We start from the raw sequence: 24,865 nt of genomic DNA on the forward strand, positions 1-24,865 counted from the left end.
AATCGGATGTCCTGGCCGCGACGGCATCATCGCGGAACCATGCTTGTGACTCTAGTCACATAAAGGTTGCAGGCAGGTTGCAACGGGTCCCAGATGACCGCAATGGCATGTTCGTGCCTGGCGGGAGGAACGGCAATGGCAAGGAACCTAGTTCTCGAGGGCCTGGACCTCGGCGACGACAAGTGAGCGCGCTGGCGATTGCGCAGGCAATTCGCGCAAGGCAGCTCGCAAGAGGCCAGGGTCAGCCAACTGGCGGCCCAGGTTCAGCAGCTGATGCGCAGTTCCTCGATCCAGCACCATTTCACGCAGCGCGGCCTCGGTCCGGTACAGCAGCGAGACGATGCCTGGCGCCTGGGAGCGGGCCAGCAGGCCCGGGGAGTACAGCGGCAGGGCGGAATCGAGATCGCCCTGCTCCAGTGCACGCCATAGGCGGCCAAGGGTCGTATGCAGGTCCCACTGAAGGCGGTACGGGCGTGAAGTCAAGGCACGCCCGCCTGGGCCCGCGAGTACCTTGCGCAGCCTGACGATTTCGGCGCGGACCGTGCCCTCGGCCGCGGAATCGGGACGCTCGAACAGCTCTTCCACCAGCTGGGCAGTGCTCAGGCCTTCCCGGTAGTGCGCCAGAAGGGTCAATATTTCTGCATGGCGAAGGGAAATCGGCACTGATCCCAGATGGGCCCCATCAGAGCGCCCCAAGTCCAGGTAGTCGGGATCGGCCACGACTCCGGCACCCGGCAAGAGCAGCTGCGTTTCCGCAGCCATGACCGCCGCTTGCAGCAGCGGCAAGGAGTGCGTGGCAACGGCTTCCGGGCCACCGGTCAGGTCGATTGCGCCAATTACCTGACCAGTGCGCGGATCGCGGATCGGTACCGCCGAGCAGCTGTACTGCTGGGCTTGCTCATAGAGATGCTCAGCCCCCGAGACCTGCGAACCGGCCCCGGTTGCCAGCGCCATTCCCGGCGCGGATGTGCCAACACTCTTTTCTGCCCAGTCGGCACCTGCCATGAAGCCCACGTGCTCGGCTTGGCTCATCGAACTGGTGCTTCCCGCAACCCACAACAAGGTTCCGCCGGCATCCGCAAGGGCGACCAAGAGATTGGCGTCGGTTGCGGCGGGAACAAGGAGCTTTTCGAAAACAGGCCAAATCCGCTGGAGCTCGCTGCGCTCGCGGGCAAGGCGCAACCGGTCGTTGCTCAGAACCGGCGGTTCTTGAACCGAGCCTGTTTGGGCCAGCGACCGTTTCCAGGATTCGCGCACGTCATTGCGCAATGGGAGGTCGCCCAGTCCGGTTTCCTGCGAGGAGAGCAGCTCGCGGGCTTTTTGTGCGCGGCGAGTTGCGTTGGACCAGTCGATGGCAGATGTGCTCACGCTCCCCCTTCACCCCGTCGGAAAGATGGTTCTGTGCAGTTCCAACCAGACTAGGCGAAGAGGGGATGCTTGAGAAGAGGCGTGCTCCAACCCCTACTTCAACAGTTCAATCAGGGCATCCTCGTGGGTCAGCTGCGGGTGGTGCCCCGCGGAGGGAATGGAGTGCAGTCCAGCCTCGGGCCGGGACTCCAGCTGCCGGATTGCGGCGGGGTCCAATGGGTCTTCGGCTCCCCAGATAATTCGGAGCGGACCGTCATAGCGATCGAGCATCTCCCGCAACTGCCGGCGCCACTGCTTGGAACTCGCCAGGGCGAGATGGCCAGCTACCGCGGCGGCGGTACTTCGCTTCAGATCGCTGACGCTGGAGACCAAGGCAGTTGAGCTCGCCTCGTTGCCGGTCAATTGACGTGAGAGTTGCTCCGCGGTCGCATGGCGCAAATAGCCGCGGACCAGCGGCTGGAACCTTGGCGCCTTCCCTGCGTGCCCTTGCAAGAAAAACGGCGCAACCAAGGTCAGCGAGCGGACCTTGCCCGGCAGTCGACCCGCGGCGAGCGTGGCGGCGGCTGCCCCGATGGAGTGCCCGATCAGATCCACCGGGCCGCCTGCCAGGAGAGCGGGAAGCCACCGGCCCCAATCCGGGACGCCCCGTCCGCCGCTGAGCCCAAGCCCTGGCAGGTCAACGGCCCGTCCGCCAATGCCCTGAGCTACTGCGGCCCAGGTATCGGCATTTACCGGAAGGCCAGGGAAGATCAACCGGCGTTCCTCGCGGTCGCCCAGCTCAAAAGTTCTCACTCCCCCGACATCTACATAGCGGCGTGCCCCAGATGCCGCGGCCCCGAATCGGTGGGCGGCCAGATAGTCGGCCCAGCGCTCCAGAGAGGAACCAACATCAGGCATCTGGATTCCGTGCCGGTTGGCGAATTCGATCGCGGGCCCGGTCGGATAGCGGTCCGCGGACATGAAGTGGAGCGTTTCCGGATCGGCTTTGGTGACCCACGAAGGAAGAGCCTTGATTAGACCCACGGGCAAGCGCAGCTTGGGGACTTTCGCGCCAAGATGCCGGCCAGTTTCGGCCAGCAAGCGCCCCAGTGGCGCAGTGGCATCATCCAGCAGCCAGTAGGATTTGCCTATCGCCTCCGGCGCAATGGCCACGGCCGCCATGAACGCAGCCATATAGTCGACCGTGAGCACCGGCAAGAAAGTCGAGTCACCTGCGGGAAGAGCTGCGGTTTTCCCTTCCCAGAGCTGCTCAATGGTGCCGGCCAGCCCGATGTGCTGGTCGGATTCCCCGGTAATGCTGTGGCCGATGACGCTGGCCGGATTGACGATGGTCCAAGGGATTCCGTGTTCTTTGCCGAGGGCTTGGAAGACCGCGTCGGACTCCACTTTCGAGGCTTCGTAAGCGCCTAGTTTCCGGTAGAGATGATCGCGGCAGTCCTGCGGCCACGGAACCTTCGAGGGATCCTGCCCGCCGACTCGGTAGCCGGAAATATGCACAATGCGCTGCAGCTCTGGCAGTGCTGCAGCAAAATCCACCAGCTTCTCGACAATGCCAACATTAGCGCTGCGGGCTTCCTGCGCACTCATGCCGAATCGGTAGGTTCCGGCGCAATTGTGAATTTCGGTGACGCTGGTGAAGGCCGCAGGTCCGCCAGCCAGGATTTCAGGGGCGTCGAAGTCGACGATCGCGGTATTGATCTCTTGTTCCAGTCCGTGCTGGCTCAGCCAATTCTTGACCTTCGCTGCGGATTCAGCATTCCGGACAGCTGCTGTTACCTGCGTTCGGGCGTCGAGGAGGGCAAGGATCAGATGCCTGCCGATTAGTCCCGATGCCCCGAAAACCAGCGCATGGCGAAGGTTGGCTCCGTGCATCAATTCTGGTCCCCTTCGCCCTGTTGGCGCAGGCCAATGAGGTCGGCTACCGCGTCGGCGGCGGCGAGAAGCGGCCGGGTGCTTTTCATCGCCCGGGAAACGATGGCGGCCCCTTCGATGGTCGAGACGATAACAGTTGCCAGGGACTTCGCTTGGGCATTGCCCACGCCATCGGCTTCGAGCAGGGCAGTGGTCGGAGTGATCCATGACTCGAATGCGGTGGCGCAGGCTTGCCGCAGGCGTTCACTTGAGTCTCCCATTTCCAAGGTCACCACTGACACGGGGCAGCCTAAGCGGAAGCCGCTATCGCTGATGATGGCGGCCAACGCTTGGATAGCAAGCTTGGCGGCTTCGGCAGCACCTCCTGCGCTCTGGGCGACCTGGATAATCATGGTCTCGAATTGCTTGGCGGCCAGTTCTACTGCGGCCACGCCCAGCCCCTCTTTCCCATCGGGGAAGTGGAAATAGACCGACCCCTTTGGTGCTGCAGCGTGCTCGATCACTGCATTGAGGCCGGTGCCGCTGTATCCGCTGGTCTGGATGAGTTCAAGCATGGACTCTGCGAGCCGTGCCTTGGTGAGGTCTCCTTTGGAAGTCATACAATTAAAAATAGACCAGTCTATATATTTTTACAATCCGGCCTCTCGAACGCCCCGGGCAGCGCATCCACTTGCCACGCGCGCCCAAGCAATCCTGGGCGCGACGCTGCAGAAGCGCTGAATCATGATCACCGGAGCCATGGATGATGCTTGCCCCGTCCAGGCTTTGCGCAAGCAGTCGCCTCAGGGCGCACTGGGGAATTCGCTCCGCTCATGCCCGACGCCTCGCCGAGGCAAGGGATGCGATCGCATCGGCCACCGCCTCGGGTTCGGCAAATCGGAAATCCGCGCACGATGCGCATCAGCACCCTGTTCCCGACATGGGAACGGCTGCTCGCGAGTGGCATGGGGGCGGCCCCGCGGCGCGCAATCCCAAGGCTAAAATTCGCAGGTGACATATCACCTATACAATGTCGATTATATAGGGGATAAGTACACTACCTCCAAAAGTTTTGATCCACCTCTTTACTTCCAGCCCATTCCGGGCGTAACATACAACCAAATGGTTGTATATGAGTTGAGCGAAGAACAGGCAAACAAGGTCTTCCGCGCCTTGGCAGATGCCACACGACGAGACATCGTGCGGCGGACGCTAAACGCCGAGGTGAGCGTTTCGGAAATTGCTGCAAGCTATGACATGTCTTTTGCGGCAGTTCAGAAGCACGTCGCGGCATTGGAATCCGCTGGTCTGGTCACAAAAATCGCACGTGGTCGCGAACGCATAGTTCGCGGGCAGCCGGATACCATCCGGCACGCGCAAGAGCTACTCTCTTCCCTCGAAGACATCTGGCGCCAACGCATCAGCCGGCTCGATGATTTCCTCGCCGATGGGGACAAATAAGGAGCATTCCCATGCCTGTCACATCCGTTGTCAAAGATTCCGAAGCACTCTCACTGACTGTCCACGCAGAATTTCCGGTCAAGGTTTCCCGCCTGTGGGATGCTTACCTGGACGCCCGGCAACTTGAAAAATTCTGGGGGCCGGTGGAATACCCGGCAACTTTCACCCGGCACGATGCCACCCCTGGTGGACGCTCGAACTACCACATGACTTCTCCCGAAGGCGAAGAATTCCACGGTTACTGGATCTGGAATGAAGTCGTCGAGCACAAATTCTTTGAGGTCAGCGACGGCTTTGCGCACGCCGACGGCACTCCGAACCCCGACCTGCCCCTCAACCGCATGGTTTTCTCCTTCGACCCGACGCCTGAAGGATCAAAACTGACGATTACAGCAGTTTTCGATTCCGTTGAGGAGCTGGAACAAGTCGTCTCCATGGGCATGATCGATGGCACCCGCTCGGCCATGAGCCAGATCGAGCAAGTCCTCATCGACCTGCGCAATTATGCCGAAGATTTCATCACCGACGCACAGATCCTGTCGGACACCCAGGTGCGCATTACCCGCTTGGTTCGCGGGTCAATGGAGCAAGTCTGGCAGGCCCACCATGACCAGCGACTCATGAAGCGTTGGATGCTCGGCCCCGACGGATGGCAGTTGGCTGAATGCGTGACGGCGCAAGAGGCCGGCGAGACCTACCGGTACTGGTGGGAACCGCTATCTGCCGATGACGGCTCCGGTTTCGGTTTCACTGGAACCGTACTTGAAACGCTGCCCCAGTCCTACGAGCGGACCACGGAGCAAATGATCGGCACCGATTACCCGGCCACGGTGAATGAATTAACGCTGACATCCAACCAGGGCGGCACCCTGCTGACGATCCTGATCACCTACCCAGATGCGCAAACCCGCGACATGGTGCTCGCCACCGGAATGATCGACGGGATGGAGGCCAGCTACGCCCGGCTCGAATCGATTCTCTAAAGGGCGATTCGCCCCACATCCGGCGCCTTGGCGCGCGCAAATATGGAAGACTTAGACCCATGAGTTCTCAGAATGCGCGCGCAGGCCTGGACAAGAAGGCCGATCAGGTTCAGGAAATGTTTGACAAGCTGGCTCCTCGCTACGACTTGCTCAATACCTTGATGACCGGCGGCATCGTGAACTACTGGCGCAAGATCACCACCGAAGCGATCGCGCCAAAGCCCGGCGAGCGCATTCTCGACCTCGCCGCAGGCACCGGCACCTCCTCGGTCCCGCTCGCGGAAGCCGGCGCTGACGTCACCGCTTGCGACATGTCCCACGGCATGCTCGATGAGGGTCGCAAGCGCTACCCGCAGCTGAACTTCGTCTACGGAGACGGAACCGACCTGCCGTTCGAAGACAACACCTTCGATGCAGTGACCATCTCCTACGGTCTGCGCAATATCGCGGATACCGAGAAGGCCCTGTCCGAAATGCGCCGCGTGGCCAAGCCCGGCGGACGGATCGTCGTCGCCGAGTTCTCCACTCCGACCGTCGCCCCGATCAAGACGGCCTACAAGCAGTTCCTGCCGCGCGCCATTCCTGCGCTGGGCTATCTGGTTTCCCCTAACCCGACCGCTTACGCCTACTTGGCTGAATCCATTGCAGCTTGGCCAGACCAGGACGAACTGGGTGCCAAGTTCGTCAACGTTGGCTGGAAGAACGTGGAATACCGCAACCTGACCGGTGGCATCGTCGCCGTGCACCGCGCCTGGAAGTAGCACTTCTCCAGAATTTTCCTTCTGGCCCGCAGCCGAAATGACGGATGCGGGCCAGAAGCTTTAAAGCACTGGTTCCGCGGCGGCGGGCTGTGTCTTTCTGCCGGCCCAGCTGGCATGCTTGTGTCCGTGAGCCAGATACCAACCGAATCGCACCGCCCCGCGATGAGCTGGAAGCTGCTGCCAGCCTCCCTGCTCTCGGGTTCCGCAGTGTTCCTCTTCGGCGCCGAAAACGACCTGTTGGGCTACGGCCTGCTGGCGCTGAGCCTGCTGTGCGCAGCGGTCATCCAGCGCAGGCTCGCTCGGCATCTGGCATTGATCGCTGCAGGGCTGGTGATCATCAGCCTGGTTCCGCTCAACGCCGATCTGGACCTGGGCCACATGGCGCTGATGGGCGCAGCGCTGGCCGCGGCAGTCCTGCTGCCCTGGCTGATCTCGCGCTTCGCCTTGCGCGAGCAGATCATCAAGTTCCCGGTGAACACCGGCCTCAAGTGGCCGCTGGCAGCGAAGCTGTACTTGCTGGGGGTGGTGGCGCTGGGCTTCTTCATCCTCCCGGTGTACCTGATCAGCACCGGCGCCTACCAGAACTGGCCGGATGCCTCGGACCCAGTCATCTTCTGGCGGCTCTTCCTCGGAGTTAATTCGGTGGGCATCTGGGACGAGCTGTTCTTCATCTGCACGGCATTCGCATTGCTGCGCCAGCATTTCCCGGACTGGCAGGCCAACCTCCTGCAAGCGGTGATCTTCTCCTCCTTCCTGTGGGAGATCGGCTACCAATCCTGGGGGCCGTTGCTGACCTTTCCCTTCGCCCTGCTGCAGGGGTATACCTTCAAGCTGACCAAGTCCTTGTCCTATGTAGTTAGCGTGCATCTGATCTTCGACTTCGTCCTGTTCCTCGCGCTGGTCCACGCGCACAACCGGGAATGGCTCCCGATCTTCTTGTACTGAGGGGGTTAACACCCCAATTCCCCCCTGCTACACTCGTTGGCATGGATACCTACTGAGCCAGCCGATGACCCCGCATCGATTCCCAACGGTGCATCTTGTTCATTTCGGCTACCGGCTTCGGTATCCTTTTCCTTTCCGGCTCCCCTGCGGGGTTGAGCCAATTCTGCGATCCCCCAAGCCGGCAGCCCCTTCGCATTCGCGGGAGGACCTGCATGTCTTTGACACCACCAATTACCCTGAACAACCTCAGCTTTTCCTGGCCCACGGGAGAAAGCGCCCTGGCCAATCTGGACGGCACGTTTCCATCCGGGCGGACCGGGTTGATCGGCGCCAACGGCAGCGGCAAATCGACGTTGCTGAAGCTGATCGCTGGGCAGCTGCGCCCAACGAGCGGAACGGCAGAAACGAACGCACCGCTGAGCTACCTGCCGCAAACGCTGGCTCTGGAACAGGACACGACCGTCGCCCAGCTGCTGGGGGCGCATCAGGTCCTGGCGGCTTTGGAAGCTATCGAGTCCGGCAGTGTCGACCCAGCGGATTTCGATGCGGTGGGCGCGAACTGGGATGCCGAAGCCCGGGTTCGAGCTGAACTGGCGCCGCTGGGCTTCGACGGGCTGGATCTGGGCCGCCAAATCACCACCTTATCGGGTGGGGAGGTCATGCTACTGGCGGTACTGGGCCTGCGACTGGCCGATTCGCCGATCACGCTGCTCGACGAGCCGACGAATAACCTCGATCGCCCTGCCCGTGAATTGCTCTACGACCTTGTACGTGCCTGGAAGGGCACGCTGGTTGTGGTGAGCCACGATATCGAGCTGCTCGAGCTCATGGAGCATACGGTGGAGCTCTACGACGGGAAGCTCAGCGTTTTCGGAGGGCCCTACAGCTCATACCGCGAGCAGCTTGAAACCGAGCAGCAGGCGGCCGAGCAGGCAGCCAGAACTGCCCAGGCCTCCCTGAAAGTGGAAAAGCGCCAACGGGCAGAGGCCGAAACGAAGTTGGCGCGGGCCAAGCGCAAGGGTCGGGCCACCCAGCTTTCCGGAGGCATGCCGAAGATCCTGGCCAACCACCTTCGCCAGAAATCCGAGGCGAACGCCGGGAAGATGCGTTCAAACCTGGATGGCAAGGTCGATTCGGCCCAGGCCAGGCTCGACGATGCCGATCGGCGGGTTCGGCAGGCCGAGCACATCAGCATCGAGCTGCCCGATCCCCGGTTGCCCTCGGGCAAGCAGGTCGCGGCGCTAGGTGCAGAAGATCACCAGTTCATCATCCAGGGAGCCGAACGCGTGGGCCTTGTCGGCCCCAATGGTTCCGGGAAGACCCGGCTGCTCCAGCAGATGCTCGCCGGCGAAGATCCCGGCCCCGGACCGGGCGGAACGCTCTTCGTGGACCGGGTCGGGTACCTGCCCCAGCGCCTGGACGGCCTGGATGGCCAACTAAGCGCGATCCAGAACGTGGCGCTGGTGGCGCCAGCAGCAACCGCGAACGACGTGCGCAATATGCTTGCCCGGTTGCTGCTGCGCGGGGCCAGCGCCGACCGGCCAGTGGCGGCGCTGTCCGGCGGCGAGCGTTTCCGGGTCCATCTGGCGACGTTGCTGCTGGCAGAACCAGCCGCGCAGCTGCTCATCCTCGATGAGCCGACGAATAATCTGGATATGGACAGCGTGCGCCAGCTCAGTGAAGCACTGGGCGCCTATAAGGGTGCGTTGCTGGTAGTCAGCCACGATCAGCATTTCCTGTCGCAGCTGGATCTGGACTATTTGCTGGAGCTGGATGCGCAGGGAACCTTGGCGAAGTCCTACCCGAATCCAGTTTGATAACCCCACGGCGGTGTGCTGCCGGTTTAGACTTGTTCAAAGCACACCGCCAAGGACCCCGAAAGCAAGTTGAGTATGTCCTACCCCCAGCGCACCGTCGAAGTCGTCAAGAGCGGCCTCGTGATCGACCAGTCCGCAACCCTGCTCTGGCAGGACATCAAACGTGCCTTCATCTATGAAACCGGTTCCGGCCAGGAAATCCTCACCTGCGCAGAATTCATGCTGGTCGAGGGGTACAGCGTGGAGATCAATAGCCAGATGCCCGGCTGGGACATGGCCATTGAGCACTTGCCGCAGCGCATCGAGAACCTGGTCGACGAACGCTAGAAACCGCTAGGAGCACCCATGGCTACGATTGTTCTTTTCCATCACGTCCAGGGCCTGACCCCCGGGGTGCAGGAGATGGCCGCAGAATTGCGCGCCGCTGGCCACACCGTGCACGCACTGGATCTGTACGCCGGCAAGCTGCCCAAGGATTTCGATGCCGGGATGCGCATGGCAGGCAAGCTGACCGCGGACAAGATCCAGGAACGCGTCGACAAGCTATTTGGCAAACTGCCCGAAGAGCTGGTCTACATCGGCACTTCCTGGGGCGCGGCCCTGGCCCAGCAGTGCGCGCAGCAACGTCCCGGCGCCATCGCCGCGATCCTGCTCGAATCCTTCGTGGATCTGGACGCCGACTGGAGCTTCGGGCCGTGGCCGGAAAATGTCCCGGTGCAGATCCATGGCATGGACCAGGACCCGTTCTTCGCGAAGGAAGGCGACCTGGAGGCAGCTCAGCGCTTCGTTGAAGCAGAGGGCGGCGATATCGCCCAGCTCTTCACCTACCCTGGCAAGCAGCACCTGTTCACCGACAGCTCGCTTCGCTCGCATGATCCAGAAGCTCGCGCGTTGGTGATGGAACGCATGGTCAAGTTCCTTCAGCCCTACGTCTAGCACGAGGGCAGTCCGCTGGTTCCATGCCGGACAATAAATCGAAAAACCGGACCCGGCTTGCGTTAGCAAGCCGGGTCCGGTTTCATTTTGTGCGCCCTGCGGGGATCGAACCCGCGACCAATGGATTAAAAGTCCAGTGCTCTACCAGCTGAGCTAAAGGCGCACGGCACAAGGCCAAAATCCATACTACCTGATGGACCGGCATGAGTATTAATCGGCGTATTCCGCAATTCGGCAGCCCGTAATTTCCGCTGGATCTTGGGGTTTGCAAGCTAAATCACTTGTTGGCGCAGAACTCAGGATCAGCGAGTATTCTGGAGCGCATGAGAGGTGCACGTGCAGGATCAAAAGTTGCCCAGGATGCGGGATTCCGCCATCACAAACCACGCCCCTTCGCCCCGGCAGATTTCGAGCCCTACGAGGGAGGCGCTGATCCGGCACGCGTATCCGAGGCAGCCCATCTGTCCGCCCAGGCTTTCGTGCAGCGCGGCATTGCCAACAACGACCCCGAAGTTTCACGCCGGCTGATTGCGGTGGCCGAAGAAGAAGGGCTGGAGGTGCTCGCGCAGCTGTGGAGCGAGGCTCCGGCCCGCTCCCTGCCAGGTGCCCTGTGGCGCTTGTATGCGGTTCGCGCGGCAACAATGAGCAAGCCCGAGGTGCATTCTGCACGCTTCCAGGCTGGAGCCCATCGTGCCCAGGTCGAACGCATCGTCGCCGGAGTGGCCGAGCCGCCGACCGCCGAGGAGATGAAGAAGATGACCGGGTCGATTCTCTCCGGCGCCTTCGACGGCGACTTCGCCCACGCCTTGGAACGCACCGCCGCCTATTGCCGGGTACTGGCGCTGGGCATGACCGAGCATGCCGATGCCGCGGATTTTTCCAGCAGCGATCGGGGAACCAAGCTGACCCAGCAGGCCAAGGCCCTGATGGGCACCGCCGTGGATCTGGAAGCCTGCGCCCGGCTTTGGCGCCAGGACGCATTGGACTGAAACATGATCCCGCGCCCTTAGGATGGGTTGAGGAAGTTGCCCCTCAATTTTAGGCAGGTGGGTGTGGGCGCCGCATCGAGGACCAACTCTTCAGGGCTCGTACGCTGGTTGCTGATCCTGATCGCAACGGCGTTGCTTTCCCAAACGGCGCTGAACCTCATTCGTCCGGTGACCACCTATAAGCTCATCTCTTTTGGCTCCGGCGAGTTCACCGTCGGCGTGGTGACCGCCGCCTATGCCATCCTCCCGCTGTTCACCGCAATGATGCTGGGCCGGGCCAGTTCGCGGATCCGCAGGATCCGGTTCCTGATGGTTGCCGGCGTGGCCTTGCTGGCCGCGGGCGGCATCGGCATCAATTTCTCCCCGAATGCCTTGACCGTGGCGCTGGCCAGTGCCGTGCTCGGGCTCGGGCATCTGATGTTTACCATTGGCGGGCAATCTTCCATCGCCCGGTTCTTCCCCGACAGCGATCTGGACAAGGGCTTTGGCTGGTTCACGGCCGCCTACGCGGCTGGGCAATTCATCGGGCCGCTGATTGGCGGATTGGTGCTCGGCTCCGGTACCGATGCCGCCTCCCCTGAGCGCATCGCCGGCATCAGCCTGTCGCTGTGGATTGCGGCCGGGTGCTCACTGCTAGCTGTCCCCTTCTTGCTTCCGAGCTGGCAGCCGAGGATTTCCAAGACGGCGCCGCAAACCCGCCCGGCGAAGTCCGAAGCCTCCATTCCCTCGGTCTTGCGCATCAAGGGCATGGCTTCGCACATGTTCGCCTCGATGACCTTGCTGGCCATGCTGGACATCCTCACGGCCTTCTTGCCGCTGGTGGCGGAGAAACATGGCGTCACACCCGAAGATGTTGGTGTGCTTTTGGCCATTCGAGGTTTCGCTTCGGTAGTTTCCCGGCTGTTCATCCCCAAGCTCTCGGCCCACTTCGAACGCAACCACCTGCTAGTCACCAGTTTGTACATTTCGGGCATAGCCATCGCGCTGGCCCCGATCTTCATCGATTCGCTGTGGGCCTCCGGGGCCGCGTTGCTGGTCGGCGGCTTCTTCCTGGGCCTGGGCCAGCCGATGACCATGACCATGATTTCCACCTCGGTACCGGCGGTGGACCGCGGTGCCGCATTGGCCGTGCGGCTCATGGGAAACCGGGTCGGACAAGTAGCTTTGCCGATCATCTCGAGTACGGTCGCCGCGGGTTTGGGGCCGGCGGGAGCGATCTGGTTCTGCTGCGCGCTGCTCTGCCTGAGCGGAGCGGAGAAGAGCGTGCGCCGCTAGCGTGAGAAAACGCACGAGCGCCGCCCTGCGGTTGACAGCACACCGGTAGGGCGAGAACACTAGGTAACGGTGCCGGGCCGCTGGTAACCCCGGGCTCCAAAATTCTGCCGCTTCGAGCGGCCTTCCGCCGAGAGGCGTTCCCGGTCCGGCACCTTCAAATACCCGGTGTTAACTTCCACGTCGTAAACTGTTCTGCGTTGGTACCAATAGCCGTCGAATCGAATGGTGCGCCGTAAAGTGAAGTTCCAGATCTTTCCCTCCGCCTCGCGCGGCATCGAGTTGCTGTGCGGGTTGACGACGACCATTCGCACCTCCGTTGCCAATGTCGCCGAGATGATCGGCTCACCCGATACCCGTGCGGACCAGCTGCGGGATCTGGCCTCCGCGGAAGCCGAGGCCTCCGATCTGGTGCACGCGGTGCTCACCCACCTGCGAACCAGCTATATCAGCCCGCTTCCCCGCGAAGACATGTACACGCTTTCGCGCTTGCTGCACGAAACCATGGAACAGCTGCGCGGCACCGGCGAACTGATCATGACCGTTGGCTCCACCCCGCTTTCCGAGCGTTCCTCGGAGCAGCTTGAACTCATTTCGCAGCTGGCCGAGCTGGCCTCCGATTCGGTCCAGCGCCTGCATAACCTCGATGACCTGGAAGACAACTGGCTGCAGATGCTGCAGTTCTCCAAGCGCGCGGCCCGAACCCACCTGGTGTGGGTCAATGAGATCGCGAAGTTCGCCAAGCCAGGGACCATCCACCGCCACCAGCGCGTGGCCGACCACCTGATGCTTACCGCCAACACCCTGCGCCAGTTCGCCGACCACCTGGGTCGCGTGCTGGTGAAGGAGTCCTAGGGGAAATGACCATCCTTTCGGTCCTCACCGGATTCGCGATCGTCCTGACCCTGGGCTATGGCGTGCTCAACGGCTTCAGGGATTCCTCTACGGCCGTTGCGGCCTCCGTCCGCACCAGGGCGCTGCGCCCGGCCATTGCGGTCTCTGTGGCGGCGGTATTCGCCTTCCTCGGCACCTTGGCGACCTCGGGGCTGAGCGTGGCGCTGGTGGACAAGCTGAACTTCAATCTCCCCGATGGCGTCGTCGGATTGAAGCTGCTGATCTGCGGCCTGCTGACCGCCGGCGCGTGGGGCCTGTATTGCTGGTGGCGCGGCCTGCCGGTCAGTTCCACCCATGCGCTGTTCTCCGGCTTGGTGGGCGCCAGCGGCGCCTCGGCTTTCATGGGCGACCTGTCGATGTCCGGGGCCTGGGGTCTGCTGCTCGGCTCGGTGCTGCTGCCCATGCTGATCACCCCGGTCATCGCCTACCTGTTGTCCTATGCGCTGGTGATTCCGGCGACCTGGCTGATGCGCCACAACTCCTCGCGTTCGGTCAACAACGGCTCGCGCGCAGGCCAGGCCATCACCGCCTGCGCCGTGGCTCTGGGACTGGGGCTGCAAGATGGCCAGCGCACCGGCGCGATGATCGCACTGGTGCTGATCACCGGTCATGCAATGGACCCGGGGCCCGTGACATGGGCTATCCAGCTGGCCGCGGCCTCGGCACTGGGGCTTGGCGTGCTCCTGGGCGGATGGCGCATCACCTATACGCTCGGCCGCCGGCTGGTGAACTTCGATCCGCTGCGCGGCATGATCGCCCAGGGCGTAGCCGCGGCAATGCTGTTCCTCGGCTCGCTCGTCTTGCACCTGCCGCTGTCCACCACGCAGGCGGTAACCAGCGGCATCGTCGGTGCCGGCAATAACCAGTCTTTCGAATCGGTGGTGTGGCGCAATGTCACCAAGGTGCTGCTGCACTGGGTGCTGACCCCGATTGCCTGCGTTGCCTGCGGCGCGATTCTCACCCTGGCGGTGCACCCGCTGCTGGGCAACGCCTAGTCTTCGCCCGGAATGAAGAGGTCTTCGATCTTGCAGCCGAAGACCGCCGAGAGCTTGAATGCCAGCGGCAGGGACGGGTCGTAGCGGCCTTTTTCAAGCGAGATGACGGTCTGCCGGGAGACGCCCAGCAGGTCGGCCAATGCTTGCTGGGAGAACCCGCGTTCCCTGCGGTATGCACTGAGATTGTTCTCCACTAGCTTTCTGCCCGCTTAATGATGAAATAGCGGATTCCGAAGTCAAGCAACGCCAGCAGCACGACACCAGCCAGAACGAGGCCAAGTGATGCTTGGATCTGAATGAACGAAAACACTGCACCACCGAGGCCGCAAACTAACAGCAAATCCTGGAACACTCCGATGGCAGCTCGGTCATACCACTGGCTCTCCACCGATATCTCGGGGTTCCTTGTGGCACCGCGCAGGGTGTCGCGATCCAGCAGCAACGCCCAGCAAGCTGTAGAAAGCACCGGCAGCAAGCCAGCGGCCATGAGCAACGCTGCCAAGACGAAATGCTCCGGGGCGTTCAGCCGGGCGAAGAGCACACCTGCACCGGCTGAAAGCACTGCCCCTGCGCTGAGGCTGACGGCAATCAGGGCGCCCGACCCGCCACCGAAGCGCGAACGGCCCCATTTGCTCTGGCCAACTGCTTTTGAATCCATCGTTGTCCCCTATCCCTATTGATGTAAACCACACTTTACTGACAAGCGTGCTTTACAGTCAAGGGTGCTTTACATGAATAGTTAAAGTGCAGCGGCGCACCGTAATCGGTGCGCCGCTGGCGGTGATCCCCTCCAGGATCCCCGGAAGACCCCCCTTCCGGTCCGTCTACCGCCGGCTCAAGGAGCGGCGGTATCCGAAATCTTTATCCGAAGCGTCCGGAGACGTAATCCTCGGTGGCCTTCTGCTCCGGGTTGGAGAAGATGGCTGCAGTGTCGTTGTACTCGATGAGCTTGCCCGGCTTGCCGGTGCCCGCAATGTTGAAGAACGCGGTCTTGTCGCTCACGCGTGCGGCCTGCTGCATATTGTGGGTCACGATCACTACGGTGTAGTCGTTCTTCAGCTCGTTGATCAGGTCCTCGATAGCCAGGGTGGAGATCGGGTCCAATGCCGAGCAAGGCTCATCCATCAGGATCACGTCCGGCTTGACCGCAATGGTGCGGGCGATGCACAGGCGCTGCTGCTGGCCGCCGGAGAGTCCCGAGCCCGGCTTGTCCAGGCGATCCTTGACTTCGTTCCACAAGTTGGCGCCGCGTAGCGACTTCTCGACCAGGGCATCGGCATCGGACTTGGAAATCCGCTGGCCGTTCAGCTTCACTCCGGCGAGCACGTTGTCCTTGATGGACATGGTCGGGAACGGATTCGGACGCTGGAAGACCATGCCGATCTGGCTGCGCACGGTGACCGGGTCGACGCCGGCGCCGTACAGGTCATCGCCGTCCAGCAGGACCTGGCCCTCGACGCGGCCGCCCGGGATGACCTCGTGCATGCGGTTCAGGGTGCGCAGGAAGGTGGACTTGCCGCAGCCCGAGGGGCCGATGAAAGCGGTGACGGACTTCGGCTCGATGTTGATCGAGACGCCTTCAACGGCGAGGAACTTGGAGTAGTAGACGTTCAGGTCGTTGACGTCAATGCGTTTTGCCATGATGTAATCCTTGAAAAGTTCGGGTTTGTCCGGACCGGAGCCTTAGCTCAACGGCCCTTCTTTGGGGCGAAGATCGAAGCGACCAGGCGGGCGATGAGGTTCAAAGCCATGACCATGAAGATCAGCAGCAGGGCAGCAGCCCAGGCGCGCTGCACCGACGGGTCGATGTTCGTCGGGCTGGTCGGAGTCAGGATCTGGTAGTAGATGAACGTCGGCAGCGTGGACATCCAGTTTGCGAAGACGTTCATGTTGATCTGGCTTGCGATGCCTGCGGTGACCAGGATTGGCGCGGTCTCGCCGATCACGCGGGCGATGGCCAGGGTGACGCCCGAGGCGATGCCGGAGATCGCGGTCGGGATGACGACCTTCAAGATGGTGCGCCAGCGGCGCACGCCCAGCGCGAAGGAAGCTTCACGCAGTTCGTTGGGAACGATCTTGAGCATTTCCTCGGTGGAGCGGACCACCGTTGGGATCATCAGCACGCTCAACGCGACCGCCGCGACGATGCCCATGCGGGCGTTCGGACCCAGGATCATGCCGAAGAAGGCCGCTGCGAACAGGCCGGCAACGATCGAAGGGATGCCGGTCATCACGTCGACGAAGAAGGTGATCGCCTTGGACAGCGCCTTGCCCTGCCCGTATTCCACCAGGTAGACAGCGGTCAGCATGCCCACCGGAACGGAGATCAAGGTGGCCCACAGGGTGATCAGCAAGGTGCCCATCACCGCGTGGTACGCGCCGCCGACTACCGGGGTGCCATTGGCGACGGATTCATTGTCCACCGCGCCGGTCACGCCGTTCATGGAGCTGAACAGGAAGTGGCTATTCAGGCCCGGCATGCCCTTTTCCAGCACCGTATAGAGCACGGATACCAGCGGGATTACGGCGACGATGAACGCCGCGTAGATCAGGTAGGTCCACATCGCGTTCTTGCCGCGGCGCTTGCCTTCAGCTGCGGTGGTGATCACGGAGGCGGCCACCAGGAAGATGAGCGCCGAGTAGATGGCGAAGGAGGCAACGTTGAAGCCGGTCAGCGTGGACGCTGCCGCGCCGACAATGATGGCGCCTGCGGCGATCGCCCAGATGGCCCACTTCGGCAGCTTGCCCTTGGCCAAGGAGTTGCGCTTGCGCACCGGTGGAGTCGGGGCCCCGGGCCTGTTGCTCTGGTTAGTAGTCATGGTGCTCATCAGTTAGCTCCCGAGAATTCCTTGTGGCGGGCGATGATTCCACGAGCGATCATGTTCACGACCAGGGTGATCAGGAACAGGACCAGGCCGGCGGCGATCAGCTCTGCCAGGCGCAGGCCGAAGGCCTCAGGGAAGTTCAAGGCGATTTCCGCGGCGATAGTCTGGTTGCCGGTCTTGATCAGCGATGGGATCAGGTTGCCGGTGGAGAGCACCAGCGCAACGGCCATGGTCTCGCCCAAGGCGCGGCCCAGACCCAGCATGACGGCGGAAATGATGCCCGGACGGGCGAACGGGATCACCGCGGTGGTGATCATTTCCCAGCGGGTTGCGCCCAGTGCCAGCGCGGCTTCCTCGTGCAGCTTGGGAGTCTGCAAGAAGATCTCGCGGCTCAGCGAGGTGATGATCGGCAGCACCATCACGGCCAGCACGATGCCGGCGGTGAGCATGGTCTTGCCGGTCTGGCTGGCGGGGCCTTCGAAGATGGGGATGAAGCCCAGATTCTTGGCCAGCCATTCGTAGCCTGGAACCAGAGCCGGAGCGAGCACCATGTAGCCCCACGCGCCGTAGATCACCGAGGGGATCGCGGCGAGCAGATCGATCAGGTAGCCCAGCGGGCCTGCGACCTTGCGTGGAGCGAAGTGCGAGATGAACAGCGCCACGCCGATGCCGATCGGGGTGGCGATCAGCAGCGCGATAGCCGCTGCGATCACGGTGCCGATAACAATCGGCCAGATGTAAGCGAAGAATCCTGCGCCGCCGGAAATCTCCGCCGGATCGGCGAAGAACGTCGGCAGGGCTTGGATCAGCAAGAAGACCGCGACCGCGAAGAGCGTGATCAGGATCAGGACACCGGCGCCCAGGGCGGCACCGGAGAAGATCTTGTCACCAGCGCGGCCGGAAGTCGATGACTTGCTTGTCAAAGCATTGGTAGTCATGGCTAGAGCCTTTACGAAACGGGGGTGGTGCAGTTTTCACTGCGGGGGTGGAGGGGTACTGCTGGTGCGGGTGGGTGAGTTCGTCCACCCGCACCTGGTGCCGGTTGCCCGGCGGGGTACTACTCGGCGACGGTGATGCCGTCGATCGACTTCTTTGCCTTCTCGGCAATGGCTGCCGAGATCGGGGCGTTGCCTGCCGAAGCCTGCGCGGTCTTCTGGCCATCTTCGGAGATGACGTAGTTGCCGAAGGCCTTGACCAGATCGGCTGTTGCCTGGTCCTTGTAGCTGCTGCAGAAGATGTGGTACGAAACCAGGACGATTGGGTAGGTGCCCGCTTCGGTGGTGTCGCGCTCCAGGTCCAGAGCCAGGTCGTTCTCGGCTGCGCCTTCAACTGGGGTTGCGGTCTCCAGGGCCTTGGCAGCTGCTTCAGCAGAAATCTTGGTGTATTCCTCGCCGACCTTCACGTTCACGGTGGACAGGCCGCCCACTGCGGAGAAGTCGGCGTAGGTGATTGCGCCGTTGGTGGAGGTGGTGGTCGAAACCACGCCAGAGGTGCCCTTGGCATTCTCCGACTGGATGTCGCTTGGCCAGTCGCCGGAAACATCGTAGCTCCAAACGTCAGCCGCTGCGGCCTTCAGGTACTCGACGAAGTTCTCGGTGGTACCGGACTCATCATTGCGGTGCACCACGGTGATTGCGGTGTCCGGGAGTTCAACGCCTTCGTTCTGCTTGGCGATAGCCTCATCGTTCCACTTGGTGATTTCCTTCTTGAACACCTTGGCGATGGTGGCTGCGTCCATGTTGATCTCTTCAACGCCTTCGAGGTTGAAAGCGATCGCGATCGGCGAAACGTAGGCCGGGATGTTGAATGCGCCTTCTGGGCCGCAAACTTCCTTGGCCTTTTCGGCTTCGTCTTCCTTCAGGTATGCATCCGAGCCGGCGAACTGCGCGCCACCTGCCAGGAATGCTTCGCGGCCTGCGCCGGAGCCATCTGGCGAGTACTGCACGTTGGCTTCCGGGTTGGCGGTCTTGAAGCCGGTGGTCCATGCTTCCATGGCCGAGTTCTGGCTGGATGCGCCGATGCCGGTCAGGGTTCCGGTGACACCGGATGCTGCCGACGCCTCGGCACCTTCAGAACCTGCTGCGGCGGTTGGGTTATCCGAGCCGCAAGCGGTCAGCGCGAGTGCCGCTACGGAAAGAACAGCAGCTGCGCTGCCAAAGCGATTGAGCTTCACGAGATTTACTCCCCATGTTGGTAGATCGATGTAAAACCTTCAGCGGCGTCTTCCCGCTTCATCTACGACGTTAAAGATCGAAAGTAACCAGCTCCCCCGGCAAAGGTGAACATAAGGTTAACAACATACCTGAAGCCAAGTGATCCTGCTCACCAGCGCAATATCCCGGCAGCTTCTGCCACCTGCCGCCGAACACGTGGAAGACTGAAGCCATGGCAACTGGGCGGAAAGTGAAGCGCATGCCAGCGCATCTATTCGGATTCATAGCGCAGCGCAATCGCGCTGGGCTGATACGCTCGCGCAACTCCCTGCCTAGAATCCTGCGCATGACGCTTGGCGCAATCGGAGCCTTTTGGATCGCCGAAAGCATCTGGGGACATTCCCAACCGATTTTCGCAGCCACCAGCGCGCTGGTTTCCCTGGGCTTCGGCGCCTCCACCACCGTGCGCAAAACCGCCGAAGTCGCCCTGGGGTGCACCCTGGGGGTGGCGCTGGGCGATACCCTCATGCACTGGTTCGGGCAGGGGATCTGGCAGGCCGCACTGGTGATGTCGCTGAGTCTGGTCATTGCCCGCTATTTGGATTCCGGTGCCATCTTCTCCACCCAGCTGGGCATGCAATCGGCACTGGTAGTGCTGCTGCCCATCAGCGCGGATGGGCCATTTGCCCGTTCCGTCGATGCCCTGACCGGGTCCCTGCTTGCCCTGCTGGTGATTATTTTCTGGCCTACCGACCCGCGGCGCAGCCCGGTGTCCGCGTTATCGGATCTGTTCAAGGAGCTCTCCGAAGCGCTTTTGGAATGCGCCTGGGCCATCCGCGACGATGACCGGCGCGCAGCCTTCCACGCACTGATCAAGGCTCGCGGAACCCAGAAGTACCTGGATATGCTGCCAGCCGCCTTCCGCGCTTCGAAGGAAATCGCAACGATTTCCCCCACCGGGCGTCGCCACCGCCATGAACTGAACCGGCTATCCAAGCGTTTCAACCACTACGACTGGGCCGCCCGCAACTCGCGGGTCTTCGCCCGGCGCCTTGCTTCCGTGCTCAGCAACAGCGCACTGAACCCGGAAGGCGCGCAAACCTTGGCTCCCCTGATGCGCGAGCTATCCGAGGCGGTCAACACCTTGGCGCACTCGGTGCGCGAAACCACGGTGGCTGGCCAACGCAAATACGAGAAGGCCGCCCAGCTGCAGCTCGAAGGCGTCGCCGCCCAGCTGGATCCGCGCGCCCTGGGAGTTGAGGGGCTCCAGGGCGAAGGCCTGGTCTTGCTGCTGCGCCCGATGGTGGTGGATCTGCTCGAAGCGGCAGGCCGCGAACACGAAGAAGCCATCGAAGTGCTGCCCAAGCTGTCCTGAACGAAAATGTCCGCATAGCTCGATAGCATTGAGCCATGGCCAAAACCTCCACTCGCAGCAAGTCTTCCGCATCGTTCAAATGCTCTGAATGCGGGTGGACCACGATTAAGTGGGTGGGCCGCTGCGGCGAATGCCAGGCCTGGGGCACTGTCGAAGAAGTGGGTGTCGTCTCCGCCCGTACCGTAGCCGCGGCCAAGGTGGCCCACCCAGCCAAGCCGATCGCGCAGATTGACGGCTCCGAAGCGGCCTTCCGCCCCAGTGGCGTCTCCGAACTTGACCGCGTGCTCGGTGGCGGCCTGGTTCCGGCAGCTGCGATCCTGCTGGCCGGCGAACCTGGCGTGGGCAAGTCCACGCTGCTCTTGGACGTTGCCGCGAAAGCCGCGCAAACCGGCTTGCGCGTGCTCTATCTAACCGGTGAAGAGTCCGCCGCGCAGGTAAAGTCCCGCGCCGAACGCATCAACGCCATCGCCGATACGCTGTTCCTGGCCGCCGAAACCGACCTGGCTCTGGCCTTGGGCCAGATCCAGGAGATCGATCCGCAGCTGCTGATCCTGGACTCGGTGCAGACCTTCTCCTCGGCAGAGGTGGACGGCGCTGCCGGCGGCGTTTCCCAGGTGCGCGAAGTCGCTGCCTCGATCATCAACGCGGCCAAGACCCGAGCCATGTCCACCATCATGGTCGGCCACGTGACCAAGGAAGGTTCGGTCGCCGGCCCACGGCTGCTCGAGCACCTGGTGGACGTGGTCTGCCAGTTCGATGGCGAGAAGCATTCGCGGTTGCGCATCCTGCGCGCGCTGAAGAACCGCTACGGAGCCACCGACGAGGTGGGCTGCTTCGATTTGAATGAAGACGGCATTGAATCGCTGACCGATCCTTCCAAGCTTTTCGTCACCCGAACCCGCACCCCGGTGCCGGGCACCTGCATCACCGTCACGATGGAGGGCCGCCGGCCGCTGGTTGCCGAGGTGCAGACCTTGCTCTCGCGCAGCAATGCCCCTGCTGCCCGCCGGGCCACCAGTGGCTTGGATGCCGCGCGGGCGCAAATGGTTGTGGCGGTGCTGCAGGCCCGCGCGCATATGGATCTGTCGTCCATGGACTCGTATATCGCCACCGTGGGTGGCGTGAAAATTGCCGAACCCGCCTCGGATCTGGCCTGCGCGCTGGCATTGGCTTCTTCGATGAATGAGTTCCCGCTGCCGCAGGACTTCGTGGCCTTCGGCGAAGTCGGCTTGGCCGGCGAAGTTCGGCAAGTACCGGAAATCTCGCGGCGCATCACCGAGGCGCAGCGTCTGGGCTTCTCTTTCGCGATGGCTCCGGCCACCCCGGAACCGTTGAAGAATATCCCCGAGGGCATCCGCGTATTCCAGGTGGAGAACATCGCGCAGGCGCTGGATATTGCGTTTAACCAGCGACAGAAGCCCGCAGGATAAACTTGATTGTTGCTGCCCGCCGAAAGGACGCAAGTTGAAAGCGCACCCAACCCCCGGATTCCTTGCCGTTCTGGCCCAGATTGCCCCGGGTACCGAGCTCGCCCAGGGTCTTGAACGGATCCAGCGCGGCCGTACTGGCGCTCTCATAGTGCTGGGCCATGACAGGCTCGTGGAGTCGATCAGCTCCGGCGGCTTCAGGATCAACACCGAATACACGCCTACACGCATCCGCGAACTGGCCAAGATGGACGGCGCGATCATTCTGGACGGCACAGGACGCCAGATCCAGCAGGCCGGCGTGCAGCTGATGCCGGATGCGCAGATTGAAACCCAGGAGTCCGGCACCCGCCACCGCACGGCAGAACGCGTAGCCGCGCAAACCGGGTTCCCGACGATTTCGGTTTCGCAGTCCATGCAGACCATCACCCTCTATGCCGACGGCGAGCGCCATGTGCTCGAGCCAGCCGAGCGCCTGCTGGCCCGCGGCAACCAGGCTATTGCTACCTTGGAACGGTACCGCCACCGCCTGGACCAGGTCACCAGCGCCCTGTCAGCTGCGGAAATTGAAGATGTCGCCACCGCGCGGGAAGTGCTCGCTGTCTTGCAGCGCACCGAGATGCTGCGCCGTACCAGCGAAGAAATCTCCCGCTACGTGCTGGAGCTGGGCATCGATGGGCGCCTGCTGGCGGCCCAGCATGCGGAATTGCTCTCCGGCATCCAGGCGGATAACCAGTTGCTCCTGCGGGACTATTCCGACGCTGAAGGCCAGGAGCTGGATATCGAGCGTGCCCTGGAGACGCTGCATGAAGTTTCCGATGCCCAGCTCATTGAGCTTGATGGCCTGACCAAGATCCTGTTCCCGCACTCCACCATTGGCCAAGACGACCAGCTGACCCCGAAGGGCTACCGCCTGCTTTCGCAGATCCGCACGGTGCCCAAGCTGGTCGGGGACCGCCTGGTGGCGTCCTTCGATAACTTGCAGCTGCTCATGGCAGCGTCCACCAGCCAGCTCATGGAAATCGAGGGCGTCGGCGAGCAGCGTGCACGCTCCATCCGGGAAGGGCTGGCCCGCATGGCCGAATCCTCGTTGCTGGATCGCTACATCTAGGCGTTTTCACTCCAAGGTGAAGGTGACCGGCTCCGAAACGAAGTCGCCGATAGCGGCGGTGAACTTGTAGGTTCCCGGACGCGGCTGCACGCTGACCGACTTGCACCCGGGAGCCGAACGCTCGCGGTTCCAGGTGAAGCGCGCGTTCTCCTTCTGCCCCGGCTTGAAGGCCAGGTTCACATCTTCTGCGCCATCCAGGCAATCGATGGTGGAGAAGATGCGGTCCGCGCCGCTGGAAACCAGGAACTCCTGCTGCGTGGTTCCGACGTTCAATTCGCATTCGCGCTTGGAAACATTTTCGATGCCCAGCAGCAAGGTCGGCTTCTTGTCCGAGGCGTAGCTTTTCGCATCGGTAGTCGCAGTAATCTCGACCTCGTCGCTCTTGCACTTCTTGGCCGCAGCTTCGTCGTCTTCCGGCTCTGGCGATGGCGAAGGAACCGACTGGGTTTGCTGGGCGCTTGGCTCATTGCCTGCAGTTTTCTTCTCATCAGGGGAGAACAATCCGGCCAGCGCAACGACGCCCCAGACAAGCAGGCCGACGAGCACCAGGGCAAGTACTGCCACGGTGATCCGCCTGCGCCGGTAGACGCTGGCCGATGGTTTCCCCCCTGATGCGTTGCTCATGGCTTAAGGCTAATTCATTTGCCTGCCCGAAGCCGGTAATGGCGTAGGATCCAGGGCAAATCACGTTCTGCAATCCATTCCCGCTGATTCCGGGCGGACGGTGCGCTGGCTTAGAGTGGTGGGGTGCAGCAAATCCACAACACCATCAACACCTGGTACCTAGAGAACGCCCGCGACCTGCCTTGGCGACGCCCCGGAGTGAGCGGCTGGGAAGTCATGGTCAGCGAGTTCATGCTCCAGCAGACTCCGGTAGTTCGTGTCTTGCCGGTTTGGGAAGAATGGATGCGCCGCTGGCCACGGCCGCAGGATCTGGCTGCGGAACCGCTGTCCGAAGCACTGAAAGCGTGGGGACGGCTGGGCTATCCGCGGCGCGCGCAGCGCTTGCATGCCGCCGCCGTGGAGATCACCACCGAGTACAACGGCGAAGTCCCGCGCACCGAAGCCGAGCTCCTGGCCTTGCCGGGCATCGGCTCCTACACCGCGGCCGCCATTGCCTGCTTTGCCTTCGGCGAGCGCACCGTTGTCGTGGACACGAACATTCGCCGCGTGCATGCACGGCTCTTTGGCGGCATGGCATTGCCCGAGCCAAGCCCGCGTGCCAGTGAATTCGCCCGGGCTGCAGAAGTCCAGCCCGAGGATCATCAGGCAGCGAATCTGTGGAATATTTCGGTAATGGAACTCGGTGCCCTGGTGTGCACCGCTCGCAGCCCGAAGTGCGAGCAATGCCCGGTCTTCCAGCAGTGCGCATGGATTGCCCAGGGGCAGCCGGCCCCGCACTACATCCCGAAGGGACAAGCTTGGAAGGGTACGGACCGGCAGGTCCGCGGCGCCATCATGGCGATCCTGCGCGAGCATGAGCAGGCGGTGCCAGAGCAGTCCTTCCTGGCCGAGCTGTCCCATGAATCGCATGCAAGGTATGTGGCGCTTGACCAATTGCAATCACCATTGGAGCAGCGTGAACGGGCACTGGCCGGGCTGCTCAAAGATGGCCTGGCGATCGCCGAAGAAGATGGAATCCGCCTGCCTTCGTAGCATCGGCCCGGAACGAGCCAGAAGCGGCTAGCTTTATGCCCTGATG

At 62.4% G+C, this 24,865-nt stretch carries 25 protein-coding genes and 1 tRNA gene; 15 read left to right on the forward strand and 11 right to left on the reverse strand.

Annotated elements, in window-relative coordinates; translation table 11 throughout:
* Nucleotides 1-147 precede the first annotated feature (147 nt).
* The 3 genes from AC1Z36_RS01955 to AC1Z36_RS01965 all read right to left on the reverse strand — a co-directional run bounded on the left by AC1Z36_RS01955 (nt 148) and on the right by AC1Z36_RS01965 (nt 3,839).
* On the reverse strand, nt 148-1,368 hold the full coding sequence (locus AC1Z36_RS01955; RefSeq protein WP_105658985.1) for a GAF domain-containing protein: 1,221 nt from the start codon (nt 1,366-1,368) through the stop codon (nt 148-150).
* A 93-nt stretch (nt 1,369-1,461) separates the two neighbouring features.
* Nucleotides 1,462-3,240, reverse strand: coding sequence for an alpha/beta fold hydrolase (locus tag AC1Z36_RS01960; RefSeq protein ID WP_483561604.1), 1,779 nt, complete (start codon nt 3,238-3,240; stop codon nt 1,462-1,464).
* Nucleotides 3,240-3,839, reverse strand: a complete 600-nt coding sequence (locus AC1Z36_RS01965) for a TetR/AcrR family transcriptional regulator (RefSeq protein WP_105658987.1) — start codon at nt 3,837-3,839, stop codon at nt 3,240-3,242. Before AC1Z36_RS01965 ends, AC1Z36_RS01960 begins: the two co-directional genes overlap by 1 nt.
* A gap of 502 nt (nt 3,840-4,341) precedes the next feature.
* Here AC1Z36_RS01965 and AC1Z36_RS01970 point away from each other — a divergent pair.
* The 7 genes from AC1Z36_RS01970 to AC1Z36_RS02000 all read left to right on the forward strand — a co-directional run bounded on the left by AC1Z36_RS01970 (nt 4,342) and on the right by AC1Z36_RS02000 (nt 10,122).
* Complete coding sequence (locus AC1Z36_RS01970; protein WP_105658988.1) at nt 4,342-4,680, forward strand: ArsR/SmtB family transcription factor; 339 nt, start codon at nt 4,342-4,344, stop codon at nt 4,678-4,680.
* A gap of 11 nt (nt 4,681-4,691) precedes the next feature.
* Nucleotides 4,692-5,663, forward strand: coding sequence for an SRPBCC family protein (locus tag AC1Z36_RS01975; protein ID WP_483561605.1), 972 nt, complete (start codon nt 4,692-4,694; stop codon nt 5,661-5,663).
* A 59-nt stretch (nt 5,664-5,722) separates the two neighbouring features.
* Nucleotides 5,723-6,424 (forward strand): demethylmenaquinone methyltransferase, encoded by a 702-nt coding sequence (locus tag AC1Z36_RS01980; RefSeq protein WP_013347526.1) that lies wholly within the window; start codon nt 5,723-5,725, stop codon nt 6,422-6,424.
* A 162-nt stretch (nt 6,425-6,586) separates the two neighbouring features.
* Nucleotides 6,587-7,369, forward strand: a complete 783-nt coding sequence (locus AC1Z36_RS01985; protein WP_402741984.1) for a CPBP family intramembrane glutamic endopeptidase — start codon at nt 6,587-6,589, stop codon at nt 7,367-7,369.
* A 212-nt stretch (nt 7,370-7,581) separates the two neighbouring features.
* Complete coding sequence (locus AC1Z36_RS01990; RefSeq protein ID WP_483561606.1) at nt 7,582-9,186, forward strand: ABC-F family ATP-binding cassette domain-containing protein; 1,605 nt, start codon at nt 7,582-7,584, stop codon at nt 9,184-9,186.
* 75 nt (nt 9,187-9,261) lie between these two features.
* On the forward strand, nt 9,262-9,513 hold the full coding sequence (locus tag AC1Z36_RS01995; protein WP_105658992.1) for a hypothetical protein: 252 nt from the start codon (nt 9,262-9,264) through the stop codon (nt 9,511-9,513).
* A gap of 18 nt (nt 9,514-9,531) precedes the next feature.
* Complete coding sequence (locus AC1Z36_RS02000) at nt 9,532-10,122, forward strand: dienelactone hydrolase family protein (RefSeq protein WP_105658993.1); 591 nt, start codon at nt 9,532-9,534, stop codon at nt 10,120-10,122.
* A gap of 90 nt (nt 10,123-10,212) precedes the next feature.
* Here AC1Z36_RS02000 and AC1Z36_RS02005 read toward each other — a convergent pair.
* Nucleotides 10,213-10,285 (reverse strand) — tRNA-Lys (locus AC1Z36_RS02005).
* Between the two features lie 160 nt (nt 10,286-10,445).
* On the opposite strand from AC1Z36_RS02005, the gene AC1Z36_RS02010 reads away from it, so the two are divergent.
* The 4 genes from AC1Z36_RS02010 (at nt 10,446) to AC1Z36_RS02025 (ending at nt 14,272) form a co-directional block, all read left to right on the forward strand.
* Entirely contained in the window at nt 10,446-11,111 is a 666-nt protein-coding gene (locus AC1Z36_RS02010) for a hypothetical protein (RefSeq protein ID WP_105658994.1), read from the forward strand.
* A gap of 63 nt (nt 11,112-11,174) precedes the next feature.
* Nucleotides 11,175-12,386 carry an MFS transporter gene (locus AC1Z36_RS02015; protein ID WP_105662707.1) on the forward strand — a complete coding sequence of 404 codons (1,212 nt, stop codon included), beginning with the start codon at nt 11,175-11,177 and terminating at the stop codon, nt 12,384-12,386.
* 237 nt (nt 12,387-12,623) lie between these two features.
* Nucleotides 12,624-13,238: a hypothetical protein gene (locus tag AC1Z36_RS02020; RefSeq protein ID WP_286134404.1), complete on the forward strand. Its 615-nt coding sequence runs from the start codon at nt 12,624-12,626 to the stop codon at nt 13,236-13,238.
* Between the two features lie 5 nt (nt 13,239-13,243).
* Entirely contained in the window at nt 13,244-14,272 is a 1,029-nt protein-coding gene (locus tag AC1Z36_RS02025; protein WP_105658997.1) for an inorganic phosphate transporter, read from the forward strand.
* Here the strand turns inward: AC1Z36_RS02025 and AC1Z36_RS02030 are convergent.
* The 6 genes from AC1Z36_RS02030 to pstS form a co-directional block, all read right to left on the reverse strand.
* Nucleotides 14,269-14,466: a helix-turn-helix transcriptional regulator gene (locus AC1Z36_RS02030; RefSeq protein ID WP_105658998.1), complete on the reverse strand. Its 198-nt coding sequence runs from the start codon at nt 14,464-14,466 to the stop codon at nt 14,269-14,271. The genes AC1Z36_RS02025 and AC1Z36_RS02030 overlap by 4 nt on opposite strands.
* Nucleotides 14,466-14,930 carry a hypothetical protein gene (locus AC1Z36_RS02035; protein WP_105658999.1) on the reverse strand — a complete coding sequence of 155 codons (465 nt, stop codon included), beginning with the start codon at nt 14,928-14,930 and terminating at the stop codon, nt 14,466-14,468. Before AC1Z36_RS02035 ends, AC1Z36_RS02030 begins: the two co-directional genes overlap by 1 nt.
* Nucleotides 14,931-15,133: 203 nt before the next feature.
* The gene (gene pstB / locus AC1Z36_RS02040) at nt 15,134-15,913 is read right to left on the reverse strand and encodes a phosphate ABC transporter ATP-binding protein PstB (RefSeq protein WP_105659000.1); all 780 of its coding nucleotides are present in this window, start codon (nt 15,911-15,913) and stop codon (nt 15,134-15,136) included.
* Nucleotides 15,914-15,960: 47 nt separating this feature from the next.
* Nucleotides 15,961-17,100 (reverse strand): phosphate ABC transporter permease PstA, encoded by a 1,140-nt coding sequence (pstA, locus tag AC1Z36_RS02045; protein WP_105659001.1) that lies wholly within the window; start codon nt 17,098-17,100, stop codon nt 15,961-15,963.
* Nucleotides 17,100-18,035: a phosphate ABC transporter permease subunit PstC gene (pstC, locus tag AC1Z36_RS02050; protein ID WP_105659002.1), complete on the reverse strand. Its 936-nt coding sequence runs from the start codon at nt 18,033-18,035 to the stop codon at nt 17,100-17,102. The genes pstA and pstC overlap by 1 nt, the downstream gene beginning before the upstream one ends.
* A gap of 119 nt (nt 18,036-18,154) precedes the next feature.
* The gene (gene pstS / locus AC1Z36_RS02055; RefSeq protein WP_105659003.1) at nt 18,155-19,270 is read right to left on the reverse strand and encodes a phosphate ABC transporter substrate-binding protein PstS; all 1,116 of its coding nucleotides are present in this window, start codon (nt 19,268-19,270) and stop codon (nt 18,155-18,157) included.
* Between the two features lie 326 nt (nt 19,271-19,596).
* Between pstS and AC1Z36_RS02060 the strand changes: the two genes are divergently transcribed.
* Genes AC1Z36_RS02060 through disA form a run of 3 tightly spaced genes read left to right on the forward strand, consistent with a single transcriptional unit; the run spans nt 19,597 to nt 23,163 of the window.
* The gene (locus tag AC1Z36_RS02060; protein ID WP_483561607.1) at nt 19,597-20,625 is read left to right on the forward strand and encodes an FUSC family protein; all 1,029 of its coding nucleotides are present in this window, start codon (nt 19,597-19,599) and stop codon (nt 20,623-20,625) included.
* 35 nt (nt 20,626-20,660) lie between these two features.
* The gene (radA, locus tag AC1Z36_RS02065) at nt 20,661-22,055 is read left to right on the forward strand and encodes a DNA repair protein RadA (protein ID WP_105659005.1); all 1,395 of its coding nucleotides are present in this window, start codon (nt 20,661-20,663) and stop codon (nt 22,053-22,055) included.
* A 34-nt stretch (nt 22,056-22,089) separates the two neighbouring features.
* Nucleotides 22,090-23,163: a DNA integrity scanning diadenylate cyclase DisA gene (gene disA / locus AC1Z36_RS02070; protein ID WP_105659006.1), complete on the forward strand. Its 1,074-nt coding sequence runs from the start codon at nt 22,090-22,092 to the stop codon at nt 23,161-23,163.
* 6 nt (nt 23,164-23,169) lie between these two features.
* On the opposite strand, the gene AC1Z36_RS02075 is transcribed toward disA, so the two are convergent.
* Complete coding sequence (locus tag AC1Z36_RS02075; RefSeq protein WP_105659007.1) at nt 23,170-23,787, reverse strand: hypothetical protein; 618 nt, start codon at nt 23,785-23,787, stop codon at nt 23,170-23,172.
* Between the two features lie 123 nt (nt 23,788-23,910).
* On the opposite strand from AC1Z36_RS02075, the gene AC1Z36_RS02080 reads away from it, so the two are divergent.
* Nucleotides 23,911-24,819 carry an HhH-GPD family protein gene (locus tag AC1Z36_RS02080; protein ID WP_105659008.1) on the forward strand — a complete coding sequence of 303 codons (909 nt, stop codon included), beginning with the start codon at nt 23,911-23,913 and terminating at the stop codon, nt 24,817-24,819.
* Nucleotides 24,820-24,865 lie beyond the last annotated feature (46 nt).

This window comes from Glutamicibacter sp. BS14, assembly GCF_056934375.1.

What these genes read in the sequence shown, in the direction of transcription:
- AC1Z36_RS01995 (WP_105658992.1), top strand. Translation starts at nt 9,262, where the DNA reads ATGTCCTACCCCCAGCGCACCGTCGAAGTCGTCAAGAGCGGCCTCGTG.
- AC1Z36_RS01965 (WP_105658987.1), bottom strand. Translation starts at nt 3,839, where the DNA reads ATGACTTCCAAAGGAGACCTCACCAAGGCACGGCTCGCAGAGTCCATG.
- AC1Z36_RS01990 (WP_483561606.1), top strand. Translation starts at nt 7,582, where the DNA reads ATGTCTTTGACACCACCAATTACCCTGAACAACCTCAGCTTTTCCTGG.
- pstB (WP_105659000.1), bottom strand. Translation starts at nt 15,913, where the DNA reads ATGGCAAAACGCATTGACGTCAACGACCTGAACGTCTACTACTCCAAG.
- radA (WP_105659005.1), top strand. Translation starts at nt 20,661, where the DNA reads ATGGCCAAAACCTCCACTCGCAGCAAGTCTTCCGCATCGTTCAAATGC.
- AC1Z36_RS01975 (WP_483561605.1), top strand. Translation starts at nt 4,692, where the DNA reads ATGCCTGTCACATCCGTTGTCAAAGATTCCGAAGCACTCTCACTGACT.
- AC1Z36_RS01980 (WP_013347526.1), top strand. Translation starts at nt 5,723, where the DNA reads ATGAGTTCTCAGAATGCGCGCGCAGGCCTGGACAAGAAGGCCGATCAG.
- AC1Z36_RS02025 (WP_105658997.1), top strand. Translation starts at nt 13,244, where the DNA reads ATGACCATCCTTTCGGTCCTCACCGGATTCGCGATCGTCCTGACCCTG.
- AC1Z36_RS02075 (WP_105659007.1), bottom strand. Translation starts at nt 23,787, where the DNA reads ATGAGCAACGCATCAGGGGGGAAACCATCGGCCAGCGTCTACCGGCGC.
- pstC (WP_105659002.1), bottom strand. Translation starts at nt 18,035, where the DNA reads ATGACTACCAATGCTTTGACAAGCAAGTCATCGACTTCCGGCCGCGCT.
- AC1Z36_RS02060 (WP_483561607.1), top strand. Translation starts at nt 19,597, where the DNA reads ATGACGCTTGGCGCAATCGGAGCCTTTTGGATCGCCGAAAGCATCTGG.
- pstA (WP_105659001.1), bottom strand. Translation starts at nt 17,100, where the DNA reads ATGAGCACCATGACTACTAACCAGAGCAACAGGCCCGGGGCCCCGACT.
- AC1Z36_RS02035 (WP_105658999.1), bottom strand. Translation starts at nt 14,930, where the DNA reads ATGGATTCAAAAGCAGTTGGCCAGAGCAAATGGGGCCGTTCGCGCTTC.
- AC1Z36_RS02010 (WP_105658994.1), top strand. Translation starts at nt 10,446, where the DNA reads ATGAGAGGTGCACGTGCAGGATCAAAAGTTGCCCAGGATGCGGGATTC.
- AC1Z36_RS02000 (WP_105658993.1), top strand. Translation starts at nt 9,532, where the DNA reads ATGGCTACGATTGTTCTTTTCCATCACGTCCAGGGCCTGACCCCCGGG.
- AC1Z36_RS01960 (WP_483561604.1), bottom strand. Translation starts at nt 3,240, where the DNA reads ATGCACGGAGCCAACCTTCGCCATGCGCTGGTTTTCGGGGCATCGGGA.
- AC1Z36_RS01970 (WP_105658988.1), top strand. Translation starts at nt 4,342, where the DNA reads ATGGTTGTATATGAGTTGAGCGAAGAACAGGCAAACAAGGTCTTCCGC.
- AC1Z36_RS01985 (WP_402741984.1), top strand. Translation starts at nt 6,587, where the DNA reads ATGAGCTGGAAGCTGCTGCCAGCCTCCCTGCTCTCGGGTTCCGCAGTG.